Raw genomic sequence first — 21654 nt, 5'->3', positions numbered from 1 at the left:
GACAAATGACAAATGATAAAGGACTTCTAATACGCTCCTTCTTTTGCCAAGACAACTTTCACGGTTTGGAACAAAATCTGAAAATCTAGGGAGACCGACCAGTTTTGGATGTAGGTCATATCGAGACGGAATACATCGTCAAAATCGACGACATCAGAACGTCCCGAGACTTGCCAGAGTCCGGTGATTCCGGGCAATACTTCATGGCGCATAAAGTGATGTTCGTCAAAGTGAGCCACGTCGCGCAAGGGGAAAGGACGAGGACCGACTAAACTCATTTCGCCGTTTAAGACGTTGAGAATTTGCGGAATCTCATCTAAACTATAGCGACGAATAAATTTACCCACGCGGGTAATTCGGGGGTCGTCTTTCATTTTGAACATGACGCCGCCTTTCATTTCGTTTTTGGCTTCGAGTTCTTTTTGTAACTCTTCTGCATTGGTGACCATCGTGCGGAACTTCCAGACTTTGAAATGTCTGCCTTTGAGACCGACGCGGGTTTGTTTGTAAAATATCGGGCCTGGAGAGTCGAGTTTGATGGCGATCGCCAATCCGATTAAGAGCGGGCTGAATAGAATCAGAAGAATCGTGGCGGCGATCAGGTCGAAGCTGCGTTTGATCCAATAATCTCCTCCAATAATCGGCGGGGAACGAAACCTCATGCTGGGGATGCCATTGACCATTTTGATTTCGCTCCACTGAATGGGTAGTTCTAAACCGAGGGGAACAATCCGTAAGTGGATTCCGGCGCGCTTCAATTCCCAGTAGAGATAAATTTGTTCTTTCACCGAGAGGGTAGAACAGACAAAGACTTCGCCCACATGTTTTTTGCGAAGTCCTTCAATCATCTCGGACCAATCGGTGTTGCGATCGCGGGTGGAGAGTTCTTCCACATGGCAGATCAGATATTGTTTGGCTTTGGTGATAAATTTGGTTGCGGGTTCAATATCATTAGGTTGACAGATTAATCCAATCCGTTGTCGAATTGCGCCTTTTTGACGCAGATAAATAATGGATAAATGCAGGATTAATCGTTCGGTGAGGACAAAAGCCAGACTAAATATCCAGGACAACAATAATGTGGAGCGGGAGATGATAACATCTGGCTCGTAAAGATAGCCGATAATTAATAAAACGCACTGGGCCAAACTGAGAGATTTAATCAGATTAAAGAAGTCACGCCGTCGGTCGTCGGTGCTGTAGAGTCCGGATGCGGCGAGCATGCCGATTGCGATCGCTAATATGGGCAGTAAAAAGCCGGGGCGCTCGGCATTAGCAGAAAGTAGACGAAACGAACCAACTGGTGTTCCCAGTTCATCCGCTAATAGCCACGCAAAAGCGATTGAGAGGCCATCGAGCGCTAGGAGAACCAGCACTCGCAGGGAGCCGATCCCAGTGCCGCTACTGAGCTGGGCAATAAGTGGAGCGCGGATGTCTAGCCTTTTGTTATGCATGTTCTTGTCGAATGCATCAAACACGGGTTTATTTCCCCTTTTTGGGTATGCTTATTTTTTAACACCAATCGTTTAGTAGATGCCACCCGCTAGAGACAGAGCCATGAGTTATTTAATTGTTGGGTGAGCGATCGCCACCGAATGAAGTGTGTCATGGGGTTGTAGAACAGCCTTTGCGACATGGGTCGAACTTCAACACATGCTCTGTTACCAGACCAGTTCCTCTGACAGCTCCAACTCATAGAAGGGAGTCGATTCAATGGCAAGGTTTGGCGCGATGTCGCCTTTTACCATCGATCTCCCACTTTTTTACAGCTACTCCCTTATTTTTTCGGATGTGAAGGTACAGACGCATCAGTAATTTTCCGGAAGTTTGAAGTGATATTCATTCGCAGCCCAAGGATTTGTGGCGATTTTCGGGACTGGATTCGATGTCAATACCACATTGAGGTTTTTTTGTCAACCCATAAAATTCGGAAAAAGCGGTATTGATGTAACTTAAAAAATTAAGAATTAAGAATTTTTCAATTCTTAATTCTTAATTTTTTGCGGGGTGAAGTTGGGGAGTTTGGGATTAAGGGGTCAGTTCAGTATTGACCTCATTGAGCGGACGCCGCTTGAGTTCGACGGATTGCGATCGCGGCAATAAGTCATAGACCTCGCGCAACACATCATCGACGTCCTCATAGGGTACTTGTCCCACACCGTTGTAAACCACCTTGCCGGATTTATCCAAAACCACGGTTTGCGGCACCACGCCTTCGTAATAATAGCCCGGTTCGGTGGGGGAGTAGGTCTGTTTGACGGGGATTGCATCCACATTCCAGGGGATAATATCGGCGGCGCGACCATAGAAGGACTGAATTTGCGACACGACGATCGCAAATTGCTTGCAGTCGCTGCTGTCTTCCAGGTAGTACACCAAAATTGTGGCGCGATCGTCGCGATCGAGAGACTGGGCCAAGGAGACTCTCGGGGGCACCAAGGATCCATTGCCGCCATAGAGGGCGTAGATATTGCCGTCAAAGTTATCGTCGTTAATGCCGGCGATCGCGATGGGTGTCCCGAGGAAGCACATACACCCCAGGGCGATCGCCACCGTCAGCAACCCCCGGGCGATCGCCCGTCGCCAGAAGGGTCTTTCCAACAGCGAAACCCAACTCCCGAACACCGGACTGACGCAGACGCCAAGGGAACGCAACCGAGAAAAAAACATAGAACTCAACATCCAAACTGCGGGACTCTCTTGCAACTGACTTTATCAAGTTTTGTTAACCTCTGGGAGGATTGAGAAAATTACATCTTGTCAATTTGCCAATCGTTTATAATTTATTGTCAATTGTTATATCGTTAAAATCCCACGGGCCTGCAAGAGAGGACAAATTTTGCCTAGAGTGTTGACTTTTGCATCAACATGGGATAAAGTTGTGAAAGATGCGCGCTTAGATGTACGAGCGTTCCTCATCAAGGGTAGACTATCCGAGCTTGCATTGCTAACCTGTTATGGCAATGCACTCGGATTTTTACTGGGATTTGAAGGGACAGGGGATTCCCTGCCCGTCCTCTGAGGCGCAACCCTGCTGCTGTGGATATAGAGTCGATTCACACCAGGGGTTGCGATCGCTCCATCGGAATTTCGATGATAAACTCAGCCCCGCGATGAGGTTCGCTTACGCAATATAAATTGCCCCCATGTGTTTCCACCACAATTTGATGACTTATGTATAAACCCAATCCGGTTCCCGTGCCCACGGGTTTGGTAGTATATAAATACTCAAAGATTTGCTCCATCACTGCTTCGCTCATTCCCGGCCCGTTGTCGGAGATGGAAATGACGACCCGTTCGTTATCTTCGCGGGCATAAGTGCGAATAGTAATGATATTCGGATTTTCCAGAATTTCTTCCCAATTGCGACCCTCACTGGCCTCATCCAAAGCTTCGATCGCATTGGCAATTAAATTCATAAATACTTGATTGAGTTGTCCCGGGTAGCAAACCACCGGGGACAAATTGCTATATTCTTTTTTGATTTCAATCGGCGGACGTTTTTCATTTCCTTTTAGCCGATGTTTTAAAATTAACAAGGTACTGTCAATTCCCTCGTGGATATTAAAAGCGATTTTCGCTCTGGTATCGGAACGGGAAAAGGTTCGCAGAGAATTGCTCAAGGTGCAGATGCGATCGGTGCCCTCCCGCATGGAGTCTATCACTTCCGGCATATCGTTTATAATGTATTGGAGATCGACTTCTTCGAGTTTGGCAAGAATTGCCGCTCCTGGATCGGGGAAATTCTGCTGGTAAAATTTTACCACCTCGATCAGGTTTTTAATGTAGTCTTCGGCAATTTCAATATTACTGGCAATAAACCCGACGGGGTTATTGATTTCGTGAGCGACACCGGCCACCAACTCACCCAGGGCGGACATTTTTTCATTCTGAATCAGTTGAGTTTGGGCGTCGCGCAGTTGTTCCTCGTTTTGTCGGATCTGTTTAACTTGCTCTAAGGCACGATTGATGGTAATTTCTAAATCCTGAAAGTCGATCGGTTTGGTCAGAAAGTCAAATGCGCCTTGGTTCATCGCCGTTCGAATATTTTTCATATCGCTGTAGGCGGACAAGACCACGGTTTTGATGTTAGGATCTAAATCGTGTACTTTTTCGAGCAAAGTGAGACCGCTCATTTGGGGCATATTGATATCGGTGATCGTCAAGTCGATATGCCGCCGATCGCCTTGCAGAATTTCTAAGGCTTCTACTCCATTCGATGCAAATATAAACTCAAATTCCTTGGCGCGAATTTGTTTGCGAAATTGCCGCCGGATCAATTTTTCAAATGACGGCTCATCATCTACAAATAAAATTTTAGATGGCATTAGTTTCTCCCGCTAACCCTGAAAAAAAGTATCATTGATTATTTTAAGCGATTATTTTCGGCAATGCGATAATGACTTCGGTATATTGGTGCAGTTGACTTTCCACTTGGATTTGTCCGCCATGTTCGCCGACAATGGTTTCGTAGGTTAGGGATAATCCCAAGCCGGTTCCCTCGCCGGGGGGTTTTGTAGTAAAAAAGGGATTGAATATTTTATCGCGAATGTCTTCCGGGATACCCGAACCATTATCTCGAATGCGGATCTCGATGTCGAGGGGGGAATGGCGATCGCCACTCTGGCGGGTGGTGACTTGCAGTTGCGGATGGAACTCGGATCCGAGGGTTTTTTTCTTCTCGTAAACCGCATCGAATGCATTGTTCAAAATATTAAGCAAGGCGCGGTTCATATCCTGGGCCACCAGTTCCACTTCGCCGATCGCCTCCTGATAGTCAGTGGCGATCGCAATTTCAAAACTGGAATCTTGCGCGAACACCCGATGATATGCCAGTTGAATCGCTTCGTCTAATAATCCATTCAAATCCGTGGGAGATCGCGTTCCCGAGTCGGAATGGGACAGCAACAACATTCCTTCCACAATTTTTTCGATCCGTTCTCCGTGGTGCTTGATATCTGCCACGCTATCCTTTAAATCCGTTAAAGTTTCGTTCATATATTCTACATCTTCGGCGGCTAAATTTTCCGCCTGATTTTCCAATTCTTCGATTACCTCTTCTGTTAATTCTACCGAAATTCCGGCAAAGTTATTCACGAAATTGAGGGGATTTCTAATTTCGTGGGCAATGCCGGCAGCTAAAGACCCGAGGGAAGCCAGTTTTTCTTGGGCAATCATTTGAGTTTGCGCTGCTTTGAGCTGTTGCAAGGTTTCTTTTAATTGGTCATTTTTGAGTTTTAATTCGTGGGTGCGTTCTTCGACTTTAATTTCTAACGTGCGCGAATATTCTTCAATTTGCTTGTAAGAGAGTTTTAATTTTTCCACGAGGGTATAAACGATGGTGGCGATCGCCGCGCCGCTTAACGCCATCAGGGGCGGAACCAGGGGAATCCACCATGCCAGGATAAAAGCCGCGTAACAAATCCCAATTAATATCGCACTGGCCAAAGACATTCTCGCCGTAGTGCGCGAAAAGGAAATGTGGGGTAAACCTTTCACATCTCGCCAGCGACAGGTGAAGGTGGTACCGATCGCCGCCCACAGCAAAATCCACCCCCACTCTATTCCTTCCGGCCAGGTTTGGATGGTCGGTCTTCCTTCTAATGCCCCACTGATAAACTGACTGGTAATATTGGCGTGAATTTCTACCCCTGCCATTGGTTGTGGAATGCCGAATAATGTGGTACTATAAGGAGTTAGCAAGTAGTCTTTTAAACTGGTAGCGGTAGAGCCAATAAAAACAATGCGATCGCGCATTAAATCCGGTGCAACCCGCTCTTCCAATACATCCATCAAAGACACGATGGTAAAACTTTGTTGTGGGCCGCGATAGTTCAATAATTCTTGATATCCACCGTCTTCCGCCCCCACATAGCCACCATCATTTGCCTCGAATGGAGAAAAAACCGCTTTTCCTAACTGAATTTTAATCTCGTCTTTCATTTGGGGTTTGATGCCTTCTGCTTCCAGATAAATCATTGCCAACCTAAACCCCAAACTAAAGACCGTATTCCCCTCCTCATCTTCCAAATACAACAAAAACCGTCGAATTTTACTATCCACATCCCAAGGAAAATCATTAGCACTGACTTGACCGAGACTTTCCAGAATCGGTGGTGGCGCGATCGCGTGCTGTGTATCGTCTCCGACAACTTTGCGAATCCCGATCAAATTCGGCGTCGTCTCGAAGACTTGCACTAACTCTTCATATCCGGGGGGTACTGGCAAATCCCGATAAATATCCAATCCGATCGCCCTTGGTTCTTGCTGCTTTATTTTTTGCAATAATTGTGCGAGAATTATATCCGGAATCGGCCAGGTTCCCAGAGCGTTTAAATCTTCTTCATCGATGCCCACAATCACAATTCGCGAGTCCGGTTCTTCCACGGGGCGCATGAGAAATAATCGATCTAATGCCGATAATTCTAACACCTGCAACAACCCTGCCATCCGCAACAAAATCACGAATCCGGCTACAGTGGGAGCCAAAATTGCCAATCGGCGCTTTTTCCAAATAACTTTGCTTATTTTTTTCCACCCTTTCATAAGAATTAAAAAATTAAGAAATCAACCCACTCAAAATCCTGTCCGGCGGAATAGTTGCAAGAAGGATTAGTTCGCCTTTGGGGTTAAGCGTTGCCATACCCAAAGACGGCTATACCTTGTCCGCAAGGCGATTAGGCGCGATGTCAATCCCCCGCTTTTTATTTGGGTTCGACCGGACATCATATCAAATAGAATATTCGGAGGTATAGCCTCAATTACGAGGTTACTAGGATCCGCCTAATAACGAGGGAAAAATTTCGCCATAGTTTCTTCTTACCAAGGACTACCAATCATTGTAAACCCCGCCCAATAATAAGGATGACTTAATTCGCGATCGCCGCTCCACTTCATATCCGCAGGCAATGCTATTTCCCCGAAACTACCACTCACGGAATTATTGACCACCCGCAATTCTCCGCGAATCATCGCTATTTGTGCCTGTCGCAACGCCGCCGCCTTCAGCGGAGTGCCGCGCAGATGCTGGTAAAATTCGCTCATCAATCCTACCGTTGCAATATCGTTGGCGTACCACAAACTAGCGAGAGCGGATTTCACCCCCGTCTGTACCGCTAATCCGGCAAATCCATATTCCGCTTCTACATCACCGATTGCCGTGCGACAAGCACTCAAAACCAACAATTCTACCGGCGGGTCGTTCCATTCAAATTCCCGCATGACATCCAGGGAGATTTGCCGATCCCATAACTGCAAATAGGAATTGTCCTCATCCCCGGACTGAAATTGTCCGTGAGTGGCAATATGAATAATTCCAAATTCCCCTTCTTGTCGTTGACGCTTTAAATTTTCTAAGGTTGACTCATCATTCAAAAAAGCTTTTCCCGGCCATAACTTGTCCACAATGGTTTCCACTTCTAGTGGCACTGCAGGTAAAGGATATTTATCGGGAAATTCAGACAGACCCATTGCCAATACCGAGGCATCTGTCACGTTGCCATGAGTGATTTGGGTTAAATGCAAACTGGGCACTACACTGAGATTGTACTTCTCCACCAAAAACCGCTCGCCGTCATGTAACGCTGCAATTGGAACCGTCCGCAACCCGGCATCTACGCTCCAAATCAGAGTTTCGATTTCTAACCTTTGCAAATCCGGTTCTAACGGCGCGATGAGCCACTGATATAACTGTTGCGAGGAGGCCAAATAACTGGTGGTTCGGCGTTTGGTGGGATTAGCAATTTCCTGCTGGAATCGGATGACTTGTTGCCGCAGGGCTTCTTTAGAAACGGAAGAAATACTTTTGTAAATGGGTTCACCTTCGGAGGGCACTAAGACGAGATCGAGTTGTTGGTCTCGCAGAAACAGATAAACTAATGCCGATCGCGTGCCTCGGGTGATTCCCATCTGGCGCTGCTTGTTTTGGATTTGAGAAAATGACAGGTAAGGCACCGTTGACGAGACTCCCAAGTGAGTCTGAAATTCTTCGCTAAATAAGCGATCGCCCACTTCCACGGCCCGGGAAATCTCTCCGCGATCCAAAAGGGTAGAGACTTCATTGGGACTTGCCACCTGCACCATCTGCTCTTGTGCCAAAGGATCCGATACTGGAGAAGCCGATGTATCGCCGATCGCATTTTCCCCGATCGCCTCTTGCGCCGCTTGCGCCGATGGCATCGTTCTATTTCCTCCTCCATTCGACGAGGGCATCGTCCGTGCAGAAGTGGAGTTCTGCGATCCCACTGCAGTAGAAGATGCCGCCGTTTCGGAAATATTGACCTCCACATTTGGAGTGACAACATTTGCCGACTCACTCGGGTTCGAGGCCCGGGCGCTTGACGATGAAATCCCTGAGGGCAAAGCGATCGCCTCTTCCCCCTCCAGTCCGGTTGGACTTCCCGGGTTGGAAATCGGCGGCGTACCCTCTGGACTTCCATTTGTACTGTTTTCCTCAGACGCCGGAGAATCGACTTGCTCGGAGGGGGATGGCCTTCCTAAACCGCTCCCAATGTCCGTGGGGAGGAGAGTCACTTCTCTATCCTCGGCATTAAGCTGAATGGGGGTTACTACCAATGCGGTAGGTAGAGTGCTGGGGATGGAGGGTGCATCGGATACCGCTGGCGAGGGTAAATCTGGGGTAACAGATTCCGGCGCGATCGCCGGCGTCTGGTCGATCGCTGGGGTTTCGGAACTCGCAGTGGTGTTTTCCGTTCCCGGGGTCTCCGGCGTCTGGGCGATCGCGGGAGATTGGGAATTGGTGGGGGTGTTTTCCGTTCCCGGGGTCTCCGGCGTCTGGGCGATCGCGGGAGATGAGGTCTCCGGCATCTGGTCGATCGCTGGGGTTTCGGAACTCGCAGTGGTGTTTTCCGTTCCCGGGGTCTCCGGCATCTGGGCGATCGCGGGAGATTGGGAATTGGTGGGGGTGTTTTCCGTTCCCGGGGCCTCCGGCATCTGGGAGATCGCGGAAGGTTGGGGACTGGTGGGGGTGTTTTCCGTTCCCGGGGTCTCCGGCGTCTGGGAGATCGCGGAAGGTTGGGGACTGGGATTTGGGGTAGCTGACGGAGTGGAGTTATCTATGGGAATGGGAGCCGATTCCACCGGGGTTGGGGGGGGATCCGCAGGGAGGGGTGGTAGAGAGGGGCTTGCGGTGGCCTCCCCGTTTGAGGGTGGCGTCTCTGAATTGTCCGAGGATGGCGTTTCTGCCCCAGAATTGCGATCGTCTTCCCTCGCCGATGGGGAATCGATGGCGTTGTCTTCTGTGGGAGTGCTGGTGTCTTCGGTGGGAGTGCGGTTCTCCTCGGTGGGAGTGCGGTTCTCCTCGGTGGGAGAATCGGTGTCCTCGGTGGGAGAATCGGTGTCCTCGGTGGGAGAATCGGTGTCCTCGGTGGGAGAATCGGTGTCTTCTGTAGGTTCCGGGTCAGAGGAATCCTCGGGAGAGGTGGGTGAAGTAGAGACTGGGGGTTCGATCGCCGTTTCGATATTGAAAACCCCTGCGGTACCCGTAGCGGTATTGTCGTCCAAATTAATCGAAACCGCAGTGGTGTAGTTAGAATAATCCAGGGTATCGGTACCGCCGCGAGCGTCAATTATGCCACTGAGACTGGCACCGTCACTAAAGACGTAGGTATCGTTAGCATCGCCCCCAGTGAGGTTTTCGATATTTTCAAAGTTTAGGCCATTGGGATAACCGCTGAGGGTGCCGGCGTTAGTGCCGGAGAGCGTCCAGGTCGTATCGCGGTTTGGGCCAATGAGCGTTGTGCCGCCGGCGAGGGTGACGGGGGCATTAAAGGTAGCATTTTCGTGGAGAGAGAGAGTGCCGGTGCCGTCAGGGCGACCGATGGTGATGAGACTAAACCCTTCAGCGATCGCCCCTAAATCGCGATCGCCCAAATTCAAGGTGGGGTTGCCATTCGATGAGGAGGAAAGCCCAATATCGAGTTCTGGCACCCCAGGTTCCAAAACCAGGTTGCCGGTGCCTTGGATCGAGCCATCGCCGCCTTTAAATCCAATACCATTGGCTCGCACGGTGAGGTCGATGGTGTTCACCGTGCCTTGAATCGTCACCGTGCCACTGCTGGCGTCTATGGCGATCGCGCCCACAGTGGAATTCGAGCCGGCGGAGTCCAGGTCTCCGGTGGTAACGTCGCCGCCCCGGGTGGTGACGTCCACAGTACCGCCATTTCCGCTGTCTGAGGTGGAGTCTAAGGTACCGGGATGAGAATCTATGGAACCGGATCCGCCCACAGAGAGGGTGATATCGCCGCCGTTGCCGGCATTGCTAGCGCTAGAGTTTAAGTCGCGAATCACCAGATTGCCGTCAGCAGTGGAAAGGGAGATTGCGCCGCCATTGCCGGACTCAGAACTGGCATTAACGGTAGAGGGGTGAGTGTCGATATTCCCGCTGCCCGCTATGGTGACAGCGATATCCCCGGCATTTCCGGCATTTAAAGCCGCCGAGTTGAGATCGCCGGTAGTGATATTGCCGTCAGTGGTGGAAATAGAAATTGCGCCGCCATTGCCGGACTCAGAACTGGCATTAACGGTAGAGGGGTGAGTGTCGATATCCCCGGTGCCTTCTACGGTGAGGGTAATCTCACCGGCGTTTCCGGCATTTAAAGCCGCCGAGTTGAGATTGTCGGTAGTGATATTGCCGTCAGTGGTGGAAATAGAAATCGCGCCGCCATCGCCGGACTCAGAACTGGCATCGATAGTAGCCGAATTGACGTCAATATCCCCGCTGCCCTCTATCGTGAGAGTAATATTTCCGGCATTTCCGGAATTCGTAGATTTAGAAATTAGCTCGCCAACGGTAAGCGCGTCGGAAGCGATCAGGGAGATTGCGCCGCCATTGCCATCGGCAGAGGTGTCGAGGGTTCCCACGGTAATGCTCGCGCCGAAGATGCTGAGATTGCGACCCGGGGCAGCGATGGTTTCCTTGGGATCCATTGAAAAGGAACCGACGCCATCGGCGGTGCCGGCATCGGCGCGGAAGGTAATCGACCCCTCGGCGGGGACGAAGTTGAGAGAAACGCCATTGTCGATGGTGATATCGTTGGTGGCTTCCAGAACGATATTGCCGGCTTGATTTTCCAGGGTAGCGGCATTGATAGTGAGGGTATCTTCTGCGGAGAAATCGCCGGCGAAAATTTCGGGTAAGGAGGTTTCGACCCCTGGGGTGCTGGTGTCGTTGGAGATGAGGATATTGATGGGGTCGATGAGGAGGGTTCCCCAACTGCCATTGGGGGCGCTGACATCTACGGTGCCGTTAAATATCAGATATTGTTTGCCGGAAACTTCCACCCATCCGCCATTGCTATTGCTCAGTTCGCTGCCTCGGGCTTCGATCGCGCCGTTAAAGGCGGTGACTTCATCGGCCCAAACCAGCACGCGCCCGCCTTCGGTGGGGGTTTCGCTGCTGGTGTCGGATCCCAAGTCGTTGGCTCGGAGGGTGGTATCGGCGCTGATAAAGGTGCGTTGGGCTTCGGGGACGCGCGTTTCGCCGGGGAAATCGCCGCCTATCTGAATGATGCCGCCGCCATTGGTTGAGGAGGCGTCAATGGTGGCATCGGAGATGCCGATTTTGCTGCCGAAAATTTGCACCCTGGGGGGAGGGGTTGGGGCGCGGCGATCGCTGGTTTCGGGGGTGGCGACGGAGAGGCTGCCGGATATCAGGGCAACGCCTTCGGTGACGGGGACGTTTAACCCAGAACCGGTGAGGCTGACGGTGCCATCCTCATTCAAGGTAACGTTTTGGGCGTGGGTGACGCCGGTCTGGCCTTCGGTGAGCAGTTGGGGCAATTCCAGGGGGGAGAGGCTATTGCTGCGGCGCATGTCCGGGGTTGGCTCGATTTCCAAACTCAGCAGCATCCCCTCTTGGGTGAGGCGGACCCGATTTTCTGCGGGCACTGCTGCAATGGCGATCGTGCCGCCTGGGGCGGATAAGGTGCCGCTATTCATCACACTCGCGCCAAGCAAGGCTAAGTTTTCTCCCTCGGGAACGGCTAAATCCCCGGCGTTGGCAATGCTTCCCCCGTCGGTGAGGGTAAATTCAAAGCGGTTGGGGGTGCCGATTAGGTCGCTATAGGTATTGTCGTTGGAGACTTCCAACCAGGTATCGTTATCGAAGCCGATCCGGTTGGCGGTGGTGGCAAAAAAGGAGGCGGGAACGTTTAATTGGGCTTGCGGGCCGAAGATGATGCCGGCTGGGTTGATTAAGTAGAGGTTGGGATTGCCCCCGGTGATTTCTAGCAGACCGTTAATTACGGAGGGGTCGCCGCCGACGACGCGGGAAAAGATGTTGAGCAGTTGGGGATTGGCGCGAAAGTCGGCGGTTTGCCCCGGGTCGAGGTTAAATTGCTCGAAGCTGTGGAACAGGTTGGTGTTGTTCTGGGAGGGGGTTCCCCCTTCAATGGTGAAGCGATCGCCGTCACGGGTGACTTGGGTATCCGTGCCATCGGCGGCGGGAACGATGGGTTGCGCGCGCAGTGGCGCGGGTGCCAGGGTTGCGGCGCTGCATATGGCTGCAAGTAGGGCACTGGTTGTTTGGACCCGTGAGGCGATCGTCATGTTACTCCTGACTGATTTCAGTGGCTTCGATAAACGGTTCGCTGGTGAACTCGCCAAGTTCGACGGAGTTCAGAAACTCTTGCCATTGGCTGACAATGAGGGGAGAGTCTGGATTCGTCTGCCGCAATTGGGCGAAGGCGTGCAGGGCATCGTGCCATATCCCTTGGCGGGCATAAACAAAGGCGCGATCGCCTTTGGGGGCATTCTCCAGTTGGGTGACAAGGGCGCGATCGGGGGCAATCCGCTCGATCCACCCATCGACTACCATATCGCCGGTGCGATCTTCGGGATTGCATATCATCGCCAAGTACCAATGGTAAGTTTGCCCTTTTTCGAGGGGCGCTGCAACATCGGCGGGTAAGCTGTGGCTGACTATGCCCCCTTCTGCCGGCACCGGCAGGTTGGTTTGGTAAATTATTTCTTCGTCTTTTTCATCGAGTAGAGTAAATTCTAGCGTTCTCGAGTCTGAGGGCGGAACGTACCAATACCAGGTGGGATGCTCTTTTAGGGTCAGGGGCATGGCATTCCCTGGGGTCAGCGCGGTTAGGGGTTTTTGCCCGGGGGTGTATGTGCCGCAGCCTCGGGTCCCTCCTTCGGTGGTGCGCGGCGGTGCTCCGCGTTCGGGCGGGTTAAAGGCTTCTGCCACCAGCACCCCATTGGCGGAGGAGTCCTGCGATCGCATCTGGGGGGTTCTAGCTGCTACCCCACCGCTGACGCTGGTACTGATTCCCATTCCCACACCGAGGGCGATGGAAAGCCGGATGAGTGATTTCTGTAGATGCCTGTAGGTGCATCTGGATTGGTTGGAAAGCATTCTTCGTTAACTCCTGATTTCATTGAGGTAATTGATAACACTCACCTATTTAGGTGTTTGTGCATGGGGTTTTTGGCAATTTGTCTGCCTTTTTGTGGGAACAAGATGGGTTTTCTTCTTTTCCGTTGAGTAGGTGAATGGGTCGGATACGCTGCTTTTTCTGCGGATATGATTTCATTTTATAAAATCTCTCCACCATTGCGTTCCTCCCCACGGAGGAAGTGTAGAAGCCCATTTTTAGTTTTATGCCCTGGCATCAGGGGGGTGATTTCCAATCCTCCTTTTGAGAAAGATTGAAATATACTTCCGGTTCTTCCGCTATGCCCTGGTTTTTCGATGGTCTTCCCCTGCTACTTCCGAGTAACTGGATCCGTTTCCCGCCAGGCCCGCTGCCAGGGGACTTTCTCCTGCCTTCGCCTTGCCTTTTTCCATCGGCGATCGCCCGGAACCCTACCCAGGGATCCATCGCTGGAGAAAACCGCCTGCTCTGCCAACCCTCGGGATCGGGGTGATTCCTTGCTTGACTTAGCAAGCAATCGCTCCCAAACTTCTGACCAACTTGGCAGCCTTGCTTTTTTTCGCTTTTCATGCAACAATTGGTCATGGCAGAACCCTCTCCGACGGTTTCAGCTTTTTGGAAACTATAGCATGTTTCTTCTAATATTTTAGTCTTTTTATACAAACCCCGTCCTCAGTATTTTTACGTAGGTTTTTTCCGGGATTGGCTCGGCATTTTCCGTAAATCTACGGCTGTATTTTACGCAGCTTTCTGCAATAACTCCGTAGTTTTACCGAACTTTTGCGTGTTTACACGGGGCAAACTCGCAGAGCCTCATATAAATCTGCCGATTTTTGCCAATTCTCCGTAAAAACACTGCTTTTCGGAACGACACCACAGAAAACGCAAGTGGATCCAAAGTCAAGTAGTCCTTGAGTCGTCATGGTTTTGGCGTTTTGCGTTGACGCTGATTCTTGATTAAGCTTTGTTAAGCTATGTTGTTTATTAAAAATAAGCAATCGGCAATTTGAGAAAAATTTTGGCGGCCTAGGGTCGGCGGGGCACAACCTGCGCCGATCGCCCGGAGTGAAATCCCTATTAGCTGCGTTTGAGGTGCAGTTGAGCTACAGCGCCATGACTTCGCGGGTCTGACGGGCGGCGATCGCCAAAATGTCCGCCGCGCGATCGACATCCGAGGCGGTGGTAAATTTTCCCAGCCCGATTCGCAGCGCCCCCGCCATCACCGACGCCGGTAAGCCCAACGCCCGCAAAACATGAGACGGCGTTTCTATTCCAGACGAACAAGCCGCGCCAGTAGAGATGGCGACTCGAGCGCGGATGCGGGCGATAGTAGCGCTGTTGGGAATATCCGGAATCGAAACATGCAGATTGCCCGCTAACCGATGCTCTATATCCCCATTAATAAACAAACCGGCCATTTTGTCAAGTAGGAGTCCGTGCATTTTATCCCGCAATTTCCGGATATTTTCCTCGTCTTCCGCCATTTCCAATCGGCGCAGGCGACAAGCTTCCCCCAACCCGACAATTCCCGGAACGTTTAAAGTGCCGGGCCGCATCCCGTTTTGATGTCCCCCGCCATAGCAAATCGGTTTGAGGGGATATCCTTTTTTGAGGACCAGCGCGCCCACTCCCTGCGAACCGTTTTGCGCCGCCACTCGCGGATCCACTGGCGTGGTGGCGTGGTAATCGAGATAAATAGGAGAAGATTCGTTCATCGCCAATTCATTGCGGTAGAGTATTTGGCGCGAAATTATCGGTTTTGATGGGAGGAATGAGAGGAGGGGGAATTTTTCACTTGCATAAAGAAGCGCGATCGTTCAATATTGCCAGTTGGAATGGAGAGAGAAAACGAGAAACCGGCTTTCTATTTCTATTGGGTTGCGAATGATAAATACTTGGGTGAACAAACCGGGTTGATAACCTCTGCTGACGTTCTTGCGATCGGCGCACCTCGCATCGAATTTTACCTCGATTTTAGCAAGTTTTTGCCGTGGTAAAACTCCGGTGCTTTAGCTTCAAATCATCTACTCCTACGATACTTTAGTAAAGTGCTGTAACTAACTTCCCAATCTGTGGTGACAGAAAAATTGCCACAATTAAGCCTTACAAATGACAAGCCAAGTAGAGTTGCTCATCATCTTCCTCATCTAAGACTGAAGAAAGTAAATCAGCCAAAGCTCGATTGGGGAGTGATTTATCTTTTTCCTTTGCGATCGCCTTTTCATGGTTGGCAATAATTTCCTCCTTGCGGTCGAGTAGTTCTAATAACGTTTCCCCCTCAGTGCAGGTGTAATGTCTGCCGTCGCTATAGTTTTGTTCGTACTCAACCGCTTCGGCAAACAGGTGGGGATGTTCCTGCGCCAACTTCACCCATTCGTATTTTCGCTAAAAGAAACAAAAAAAGCAACCGGAGCGACTGCGCCACCGATAGCAATCGGGGAGTCCGATACCACTATCATCTAGCAACTGAAGGATATCCGCCTTCACCAAACCCTTTTCCTTAAAAAGTATAGACGGGTTTGATATTCGACTTAGTGGAGATGTAACCGTCCCGGTTTTCGTCAGCGCGGATGCCGATGTAGCTAATCACCTCATCGTCTCCCACGAATTCTTCTAATGGCTTGAGTTTCATCATAGCCGTACACCAGCGCTTTTTGGGAGAGGGGAGCAACCCACCATGAACCTCGAGCCAATGGTCAAATCCTCGGTTGGCGCTCAGATAGTGGATGTTCATCCCCAAGTGAGCTTTGATGCGATCGAGATACTCGTAGGGTCGATCGGCGATTATCATTGCCAGGGGTTCTCACTACTGCCGATCGCTCGTCTGTTCCTCGGACGCCGCTTGGGTAAAACGCTTGAGTACGGGTTCGATACATCCCTCGCTAATGTAACTTTCTCACACGCGCAAGTCTTCCCGCAGGCGGGTTTCTGGACTGTCGAGATAGGGCCGTTCAAAATAGCGCCAGGTGTCGGTGATATAGCTGTGACGTTTCGCCACCAACGGTTCCAGCGGACGAATGTCCGAGAGCAAACTCACCAGGGGCGATCGCAATCCCGCCAGATAATCTGCCACCGCGCTATCTACATTAAAATTCGACCCTTGCCAAATCCGCAATTCATCCACTTGTCACCTATCGGCGACAAGTGGATGAATTGCAGCAAGTTGTCGATCGCCCGTTCCCAATTTTCGCACTCGGCGCTGCTATTGCACATCGCCAGCGTCACCAAATCCCGCGTTGCTTTCAGCCCGCCAATTGTAGTGACAATATTTAACGTTCCGATAGTTTTGAGAACCCGCAAACTATCAGCATCCAAACTTTTCGCCACATCATTAATTAATCCGTGCACCTCGATCCATCGTTGCAGTTTTGGCCGAGACGTAATTCCCATGCCCACTGCTTCGATAAAATAGTCATAGACGCGATCGAGTTTCAGGGTAGGCAGGGAATTTCCCCGCACTGGTGTCTCCTCCAAATACCGTTTAAAGGAATAGGGTTCTGCACTGGTGAGACAAGTAAATAACGAGCGCTCGTTGTGGGCGTATTGCGTGCAGAGTTCCGGCAAAACCAACGCCGCCACCGGATGCAACGGGTAGGTAGAATCAATCGCATCGACAGAGATATCGGCGGTTATTTCTGGAGGCAGCAACTCCAGCCATTCTGTGGCTTGTTCGGCAATCGCACAGGCGAACTTTTTCAAATGCGATCGCTCGATTGCTTGCCCCATTAATCGCATCATTTGCGGCGCAGAATCTTTAAATGGAATATCCTCAAATCGTCCCTGAATTTTTGCCCATTCATTGCGCTGCACCGAGGACAACCGCTCTCCATAGTCGGCAAAAGCTTGATGCAGCAATCCGATAAGATACACTTGCGAATCGCTTTCTCGGGGCAATTCTGCCAATTGCTGCCACAAATATAAATTTTCTTTCCCCTGATTCTGGGCGACAAATTCTAAGTTTTTTCCCAGTTCGTCAATCACCAGCAATACCGGGGTTTTTGCCCCTTGGGCAACCTGTTGCACTAAGCGGGGAATTTCGCGAATGTTGATGCTTTCTCCGAATGATAAAATCCGGCTGACCAAAACATGGATTTTCAAGATTGACTTCGTGCAGGCGCACGCGAGCCTGGTTTTCCTGCCACTTGCTTCTCCCCCGGTTTTGCCAAACCGCGACTTGTACTTTGTCGCCACTGTTTTCCATGAACCCGGTTTGGGGGTAAACTGCTAGGAGGCTTTCACCTGCTAGAGTGTGGGGCGTTTCATCCCCTGGAAACCGCCACCGCCCACCAGAGAGATTTTGTCCCACACCCAGATTCCCTTAAGATGGAAACTGTTTATCGAGCCAGGAGGAAATCATCAGTGGCACAGTCAACTCAAGAGAAAGAAACCGCCAACACTCTCGAGCGCACCCCATTGTACGATTGCGCGGTGGAACTCAATGCCAGGATGACGCCCTTTTCTGGCTGGGAGATGCCGGTGCAATTTTCTAGCATTGCCCAAGAGCACCATGCAGTGCGAAACGCTGCCGGCATGTTCGATGTCTCCCACATGGGCAAATTTTTCTTTAAAGGCAAAAATCTCATCGAGCAACTGCAAACCCTGGTGCCTTCGGATCTGAGTCGCTTGCAACCCGCAGAGGCGCAGTACACGGTACTGCTGAATGCCAATGGTGGCATTCTCGACGATATTATCGTGTATTCTCAGGGCAAGGACGACAGTGGGGACGAACTGTGCATGGCGATCGTCAATGCTGCCACTCGTTCCAGAGATAAAGCATGGATCGTGGCGCAATTGGAAGATTCTGGCATAGAATTCCAGGACTTGTCCAAGGATAAAGTTTTGCTCGCGCTGCAAGGTCCCGAAGCGGTGAGCAAACTGCAGCCGTTGGTGGTGGCAGATTTATCTTCGATGAAACCTTTCGGACATTTACAAGCCTCGGTATGTGGCAAAATGGGGTTTGTGGCGCGGACCGGATACACCGGGGAAGATGGATTTGAGCTGATGGTGGATTCGGAAACTGGGGTAAAATTGTGGCGATCGCTCCTGGATGCCGGGGTAACGCCCTGTGGTCTCGGATGTCGCGACACCCTGCGCCTGGAAGCGGCAATGGCACTCTACGGCCAGGATATCACCCAATCCACTACGCCTCTGGAAGCGGGATTGTCTTGGTTGGTTCATCTCGATCGCAAAGGGCAATTTATCGGGCGAGAAGCCCTGGAAACCCAAAAGCAAAATGGCATCAAGCGCAAACTCGTCGGGTTAGAAATGGAAGGGCGTCGCATCGCCCGTCATCACTATCCGGTGGTTTCCAACGGGCAGTCGGTGGGAGAAGTCACCAGTGGGAGTTGGTCCCCAACTTTGGAAAAGGCGATCGCCCTGGCTTATGTGCCGGCGGAATTGAGCAAACCAGGTCAAACTGTAGAGGTGGAAATTCGCGGCAAAACTTATCCGGGGGTGGTGGTGAAAAAGCCATTTTATCGCTCTCCCCATAAACCGAAAAAGTCTTAATTGAATAACGAAAATTCAGCCTTTTTTTCCCACGATTCGGTTTGATTTGAGGGAGATAGGAATGCGGGAAGCACCGCATTCCTATACTCGGGCAAATTCGCGAGTTTTAGTTCATCGATGAAAGACCATCAATTTGCTCGAAAAATACTGGTAGATACTGACCCGGGCGGTGATGATATTTTTGCGTTATTGTGGTTGCAAAGCTTGGTGAAAAAAGGAGTGGCAGAACTGGTGGGCGTCACCACGGCGGATGGAAATGTTGGGGGAGAATTTACCTTTAGAAGTGCGTGCAAAATCCTAGAAATTGGCGGATTTAAAGATGTGGAAGTGGGGCGGGCGGTACCGCTAAATCAACTCACCAGTGAAGATGCGGCGCACATTCACGGCGGGGACGGGATGGGGAATCTTTCGCAAACTTTACCGGAACCGACGCGCCAATTTAATCGGGCGCGTTATGCGGATGAAATGATTATCGAAGCATTGGAAGCAACGCCAGGAGAAATTACGATTATTGGGTTAGCGCCGTTTGGGAATTTAGCCGCAGCAGAAGCGAAAAAGCCGGGAATATTGACAAAAGCCAAAGAAATTGTGATGATGGCGGGAGCGTTTAAAACCCGGGGAAATGTGACGCCAGTGTCTGAGTTTAATGTGGGGTATAATCCGGAGGCGGCGGAGGCAGTTTTAAGCAGTCGAGAAGATATTGTGGTGGTGTCGTTGGATGTGACGCGGGAGGTGATTTTTCGGCGAGAGATGAGCGAGGCGATCGCGCGAGTCAACCCGAATCATATTTTAGCTAAATTTATTCCTGCCCTGACTGAGTTTATGATAGGCAGTTCGTTGCGCTACCGAGAGACCAATGGCATCGAAGGGTTTTTGGTGCATGATGCGGTAACGGTGGCTTATTTGTTTTATCCGGAAACCCTGTTATTTCAGCGCGGGTTGGTGGGGGTAGAAACGGCAGGGAAATATACCCGAGGGCAGACGATTTTAGAGGAGAGACCTGTGGCGAAAAGGCGGGCGAATGCCTGGGTGTCTTGGCAGTGCGATCGCGACAATTTGCTTGCCAGTTTAGTGGAAGATTTAAAAGAACTCCTTGCGGGATAGGGCGGGATTGTGGTGGGTGGTTTGCTAAGAATAAATGGGCAAAAAATAGAGACAATGGGTGATATCAAATTCGGATAAATCGACACAAAAAAAGAGTCCGCGTCGGGGTACAACGAGCGGATTCGAGTTGCAAAGGCAAGAAAAGCATTGGCGAGATTTTTATCGCCCGGTTGGATTAGCAATAATCCACCGGAGGTGATATGAATGATGCCCAGAGGGTGTGATGAGAGCGAACTGGCGGAAAAGCGATCGGGTGAGAGAGGAGCGATCGCGCCCTAGGAGCGGAATTAATCTTCCGTTACATTTTCCAAGCGATCCAAATCTGTGAAGTCGATGGTGATTGCCAATCCATCGCCTTCCTCATTGGTGGGAGGTTCAGTCAACCGAATGGGTTGCAACTCGAAAGAGCCGAACTGGGTGGGAGGGTTTTGATTGGGCAGATCCCAGTCAAACTCTTCCATGCCGGTTTGTAAGTCCTCATTGGTAGTGGTGGTGTCATTTTGGGCGATCGCCTCAGAAAGGGAAACTGGGGTGATGGTGGAGTGGGAAGTCCGATCCACACAAGGAGATGCCATTGCGGCGATCGACAGAGAACTCACCCCAGAGATGGCGAGCAATAAACTGAGTAATTTTTTCATGGTGATACCCCCTTTCGCACGGCAAGGTGCGGGATAAATAAACTAAAAATTGGAAGAGATGTCAGAGAAAATGGATATAGCAAAACAGAACAGGAAAGACCCGAAGGATTCCTGCAAAGTTGCGGAGGAGTTAAACAGCTTCGTGATTCGAGAAGCGAGTGGTTAGTTAAGAAACTAATTTAGATTGTAACACAAAAAGGCGGGAGAAATTCCTCTTCCTAGAGATAGATAGACACAGACCATCCAGAGTCAGCGAGGCGATCGCGCACCTGAGAATTCCACAGGGTTAAACTGTCTTGGAATTCGGGGCGATGCAAACCAGAGCGCCAGAGAACCAGAGCATCTTCCCCAGTTTCCTTGTAGTATTTTGGGCGCAAGCCCACCTCCTGAAAGCCAAACTTGTGGTAGAGAGCCAGTGCGGCGTGATTAGAACGGCGGACTTCCAGGGTGGCCCATTCCAGATGGCGCTGACAAGCGCATTCGAGCAAGCCATAGAGGAGAGTTTGGCCGAACCCTTGGCCCCAATAATCCGGATGGATCGCCAGCAGAGTGATATGAGCCTCTTCCAGAATAGCCCAAAGACAGCCCAAGCCAACAAGCGGGGAAGGGGGAGAAGAAACAGAGCCAGAGGAACTTGCAGGGGAAGCGGGAAGGGACAAAACCAGCAAATCGCTATTTGGGCTATCGAGTTCGCGCTGATAGGCATCGAGGCTCCACATGCCGCCCAAAGAGCGGCGATCGAGTTCCACCACGGCATCGATCGCGTCTGGTGTTAGTCGCTGAAGTTCGACAAAAGCCACAAAAGAGTCAATAAAAGCGGAGAATACACGAGACTCGATTGTACACTGGAAAAGGCTAGTGCGATTCGTTCCTGCCAAAAGTCAAGGAAAATCTCCGAAACGTGGGCAGGGTAAGGCTCCAAAAGGGCCTTGACAACTGAGTGTCGATGGTGGTGAAAGCCCACCCCATGAAGTGTGTCATGTGAAAGCACCTCCCCCACGGTA

The 21654-nt window shown here is 50.8% G+C and carries 15 protein-coding genes; 2 read left to right on the top strand and 13 right to left on the bottom strand.

The window, feature by feature from the left end:
• Positions 1 to 26 precede the first annotated feature (26 nt).
• From LKK83_RS31335 to LKK83_RS31285, 11 genes are all read right to left on the bottom strand, one after another.
• Positions 27 to 1454, bottom strand: coding sequence for a sugar transferase (locus LKK83_RS31335; RefSeq protein WP_324635367.1), 1428 nt, complete (start codon positions 1452 to 1454; stop codon positions 27 to 29).
• Between the two features lie 574 nt (positions 1455 to 2028).
• The gene (locus LKK83_RS31330) at positions 2029 to 2532 is read right to left on the bottom strand and encodes a thylakoid membrane photosystem I accumulation factor (RefSeq protein WP_324635376.1); all 504 of its coding nucleotides are present in this window, start codon (positions 2530 to 2532) and stop codon (positions 2029 to 2031) included.
• A 524-nt stretch (positions 2533 to 3056) separates the two neighbouring features.
• Positions 3057 to 4328 (bottom strand): hybrid sensor histidine kinase/response regulator, encoded by a 1272-nt coding sequence (locus tag LKK83_RS31325; RefSeq protein WP_324635366.1) that lies wholly within the window; start codon positions 4326 to 4328, stop codon positions 3057 to 3059.
• A gap of 43 nt (positions 4329 to 4371) precedes the next feature.
• Positions 4372 to 6546 (bottom strand): CHASE2 domain-containing protein, encoded by a 2175-nt coding sequence (locus LKK83_RS31320; protein WP_324635365.1) that lies wholly within the window; start codon positions 6544 to 6546, stop codon positions 4372 to 4374.
• A gap of 273 nt (positions 6547 to 6819) precedes the next feature.
• Positions 6820 to 12567 carry a CHAT domain-containing protein gene (locus tag LKK83_RS31315; RefSeq protein WP_324635364.1) on the bottom strand — a complete coding sequence of 1916 codons (5748 nt, stop codon included), beginning with the start codon at positions 12565 to 12567 and terminating at the stop codon, positions 6820 to 6822.
• A gap of 1 nt (position 12568) precedes the next feature.
• Positions 12569 to 13381 (bottom strand): DUF928 domain-containing protein, encoded by an 813-nt coding sequence (locus tag LKK83_RS31310; protein WP_324635363.1) that lies wholly within the window; start codon positions 13379 to 13381, stop codon positions 12569 to 12571.
• 1122 nt (positions 13382 to 14503) lie between these two features.
• On the bottom strand, positions 14504 to 15115 hold the full coding sequence (locus LKK83_RS31305; RefSeq protein ID WP_324635362.1) for an aminotransferase class V-fold PLP-dependent enzyme: 612 nt from the start codon (positions 15113 to 15115) through the stop codon (positions 14504 to 14506).
• Between the two features lie 388 nt (positions 15116 to 15503).
• Complete coding sequence (locus tag LKK83_RS31300; protein ID WP_324635361.1) at positions 15504 to 15770, bottom strand: hypothetical protein; 267 nt, start codon at positions 15768 to 15770, stop codon at positions 15504 to 15506.
• A gap of 130 nt (positions 15771 to 15900) precedes the next feature.
• On the bottom strand, positions 15901 to 16191 hold the full coding sequence (locus tag LKK83_RS31295; protein WP_324635360.1) for a hypothetical protein: 291 nt from the start codon (positions 16189 to 16191) through the stop codon (positions 15901 to 15903).
• A gap of 105 nt (positions 16192 to 16296) precedes the next feature.
• Positions 16297 to 16473: a hypothetical protein gene (locus tag LKK83_RS31290; RefSeq protein ID WP_324635359.1), complete on the bottom strand. Its 177-nt coding sequence runs from the start codon at positions 16471 to 16473 to the stop codon at positions 16297 to 16299.
• Between the two features lie 8 nt (positions 16474 to 16481).
• Positions 16482 to 17498, bottom strand: a complete 1017-nt coding sequence (locus tag LKK83_RS31285; protein WP_324635358.1) for a hypothetical protein — start codon at positions 17496 to 17498, stop codon at positions 16482 to 16484.
• Between the two features lie 261 nt (positions 17499 to 17759).
• Here LKK83_RS31285 and gcvT point away from each other — a divergent pair, with 261 nt between their 5' ends.
• Together gcvT and LKK83_RS31275 are read left to right on the top strand one after the other, a co-directional pair.
• Complete coding sequence (gcvT, locus tag LKK83_RS31280) at positions 17760 to 18908, top strand: glycine cleavage system aminomethyltransferase GcvT (RefSeq protein WP_324635357.1); 1149 nt, start codon at positions 17760 to 17762, stop codon at positions 18906 to 18908.
• Positions 18909 to 19025: 117 nt separating this feature from the next.
• Positions 19026 to 20012, top strand: a complete 987-nt coding sequence (locus tag LKK83_RS31275; protein ID WP_324635356.1) for a nucleoside hydrolase — start codon at positions 19026 to 19028, stop codon at positions 20010 to 20012.
• A 287-nt stretch (positions 20013 to 20299) separates the two neighbouring features.
• Here the strand turns inward: LKK83_RS31275 and LKK83_RS31270 are convergent, their stop codons facing one another.
• Positions 20300 to 20650 (bottom strand): hypothetical protein, encoded by a 351-nt coding sequence (locus tag LKK83_RS31270; protein WP_324635355.1) that lies wholly within the window; start codon positions 20648 to 20650, stop codon positions 20300 to 20302.
• 218 nt (positions 20651 to 20868) lie between these two features.
• The gene (gene rimI, locus LKK83_RS31265; RefSeq protein ID WP_324635354.1) at positions 20869 to 21450 is read right to left on the bottom strand and encodes a ribosomal protein S18-alanine N-acetyltransferase; all 582 of its coding nucleotides are present in this window, start codon (positions 21448 to 21450) and stop codon (positions 20869 to 20871) included.
• Positions 21451 to 21654 lie beyond the last annotated feature (204 nt).

The sequence above is a fragment of the Phormidium sp. CCY1219 genome (assembly GCF_035615515.1).
GTDB lineage: Bacteria > Cyanobacteriota > Cyanobacteriia > Cyanobacteriales > Laspinemataceae > CCY1219.
This window is presented reverse-complemented; position numbering and strand designations above follow the sequence as displayed.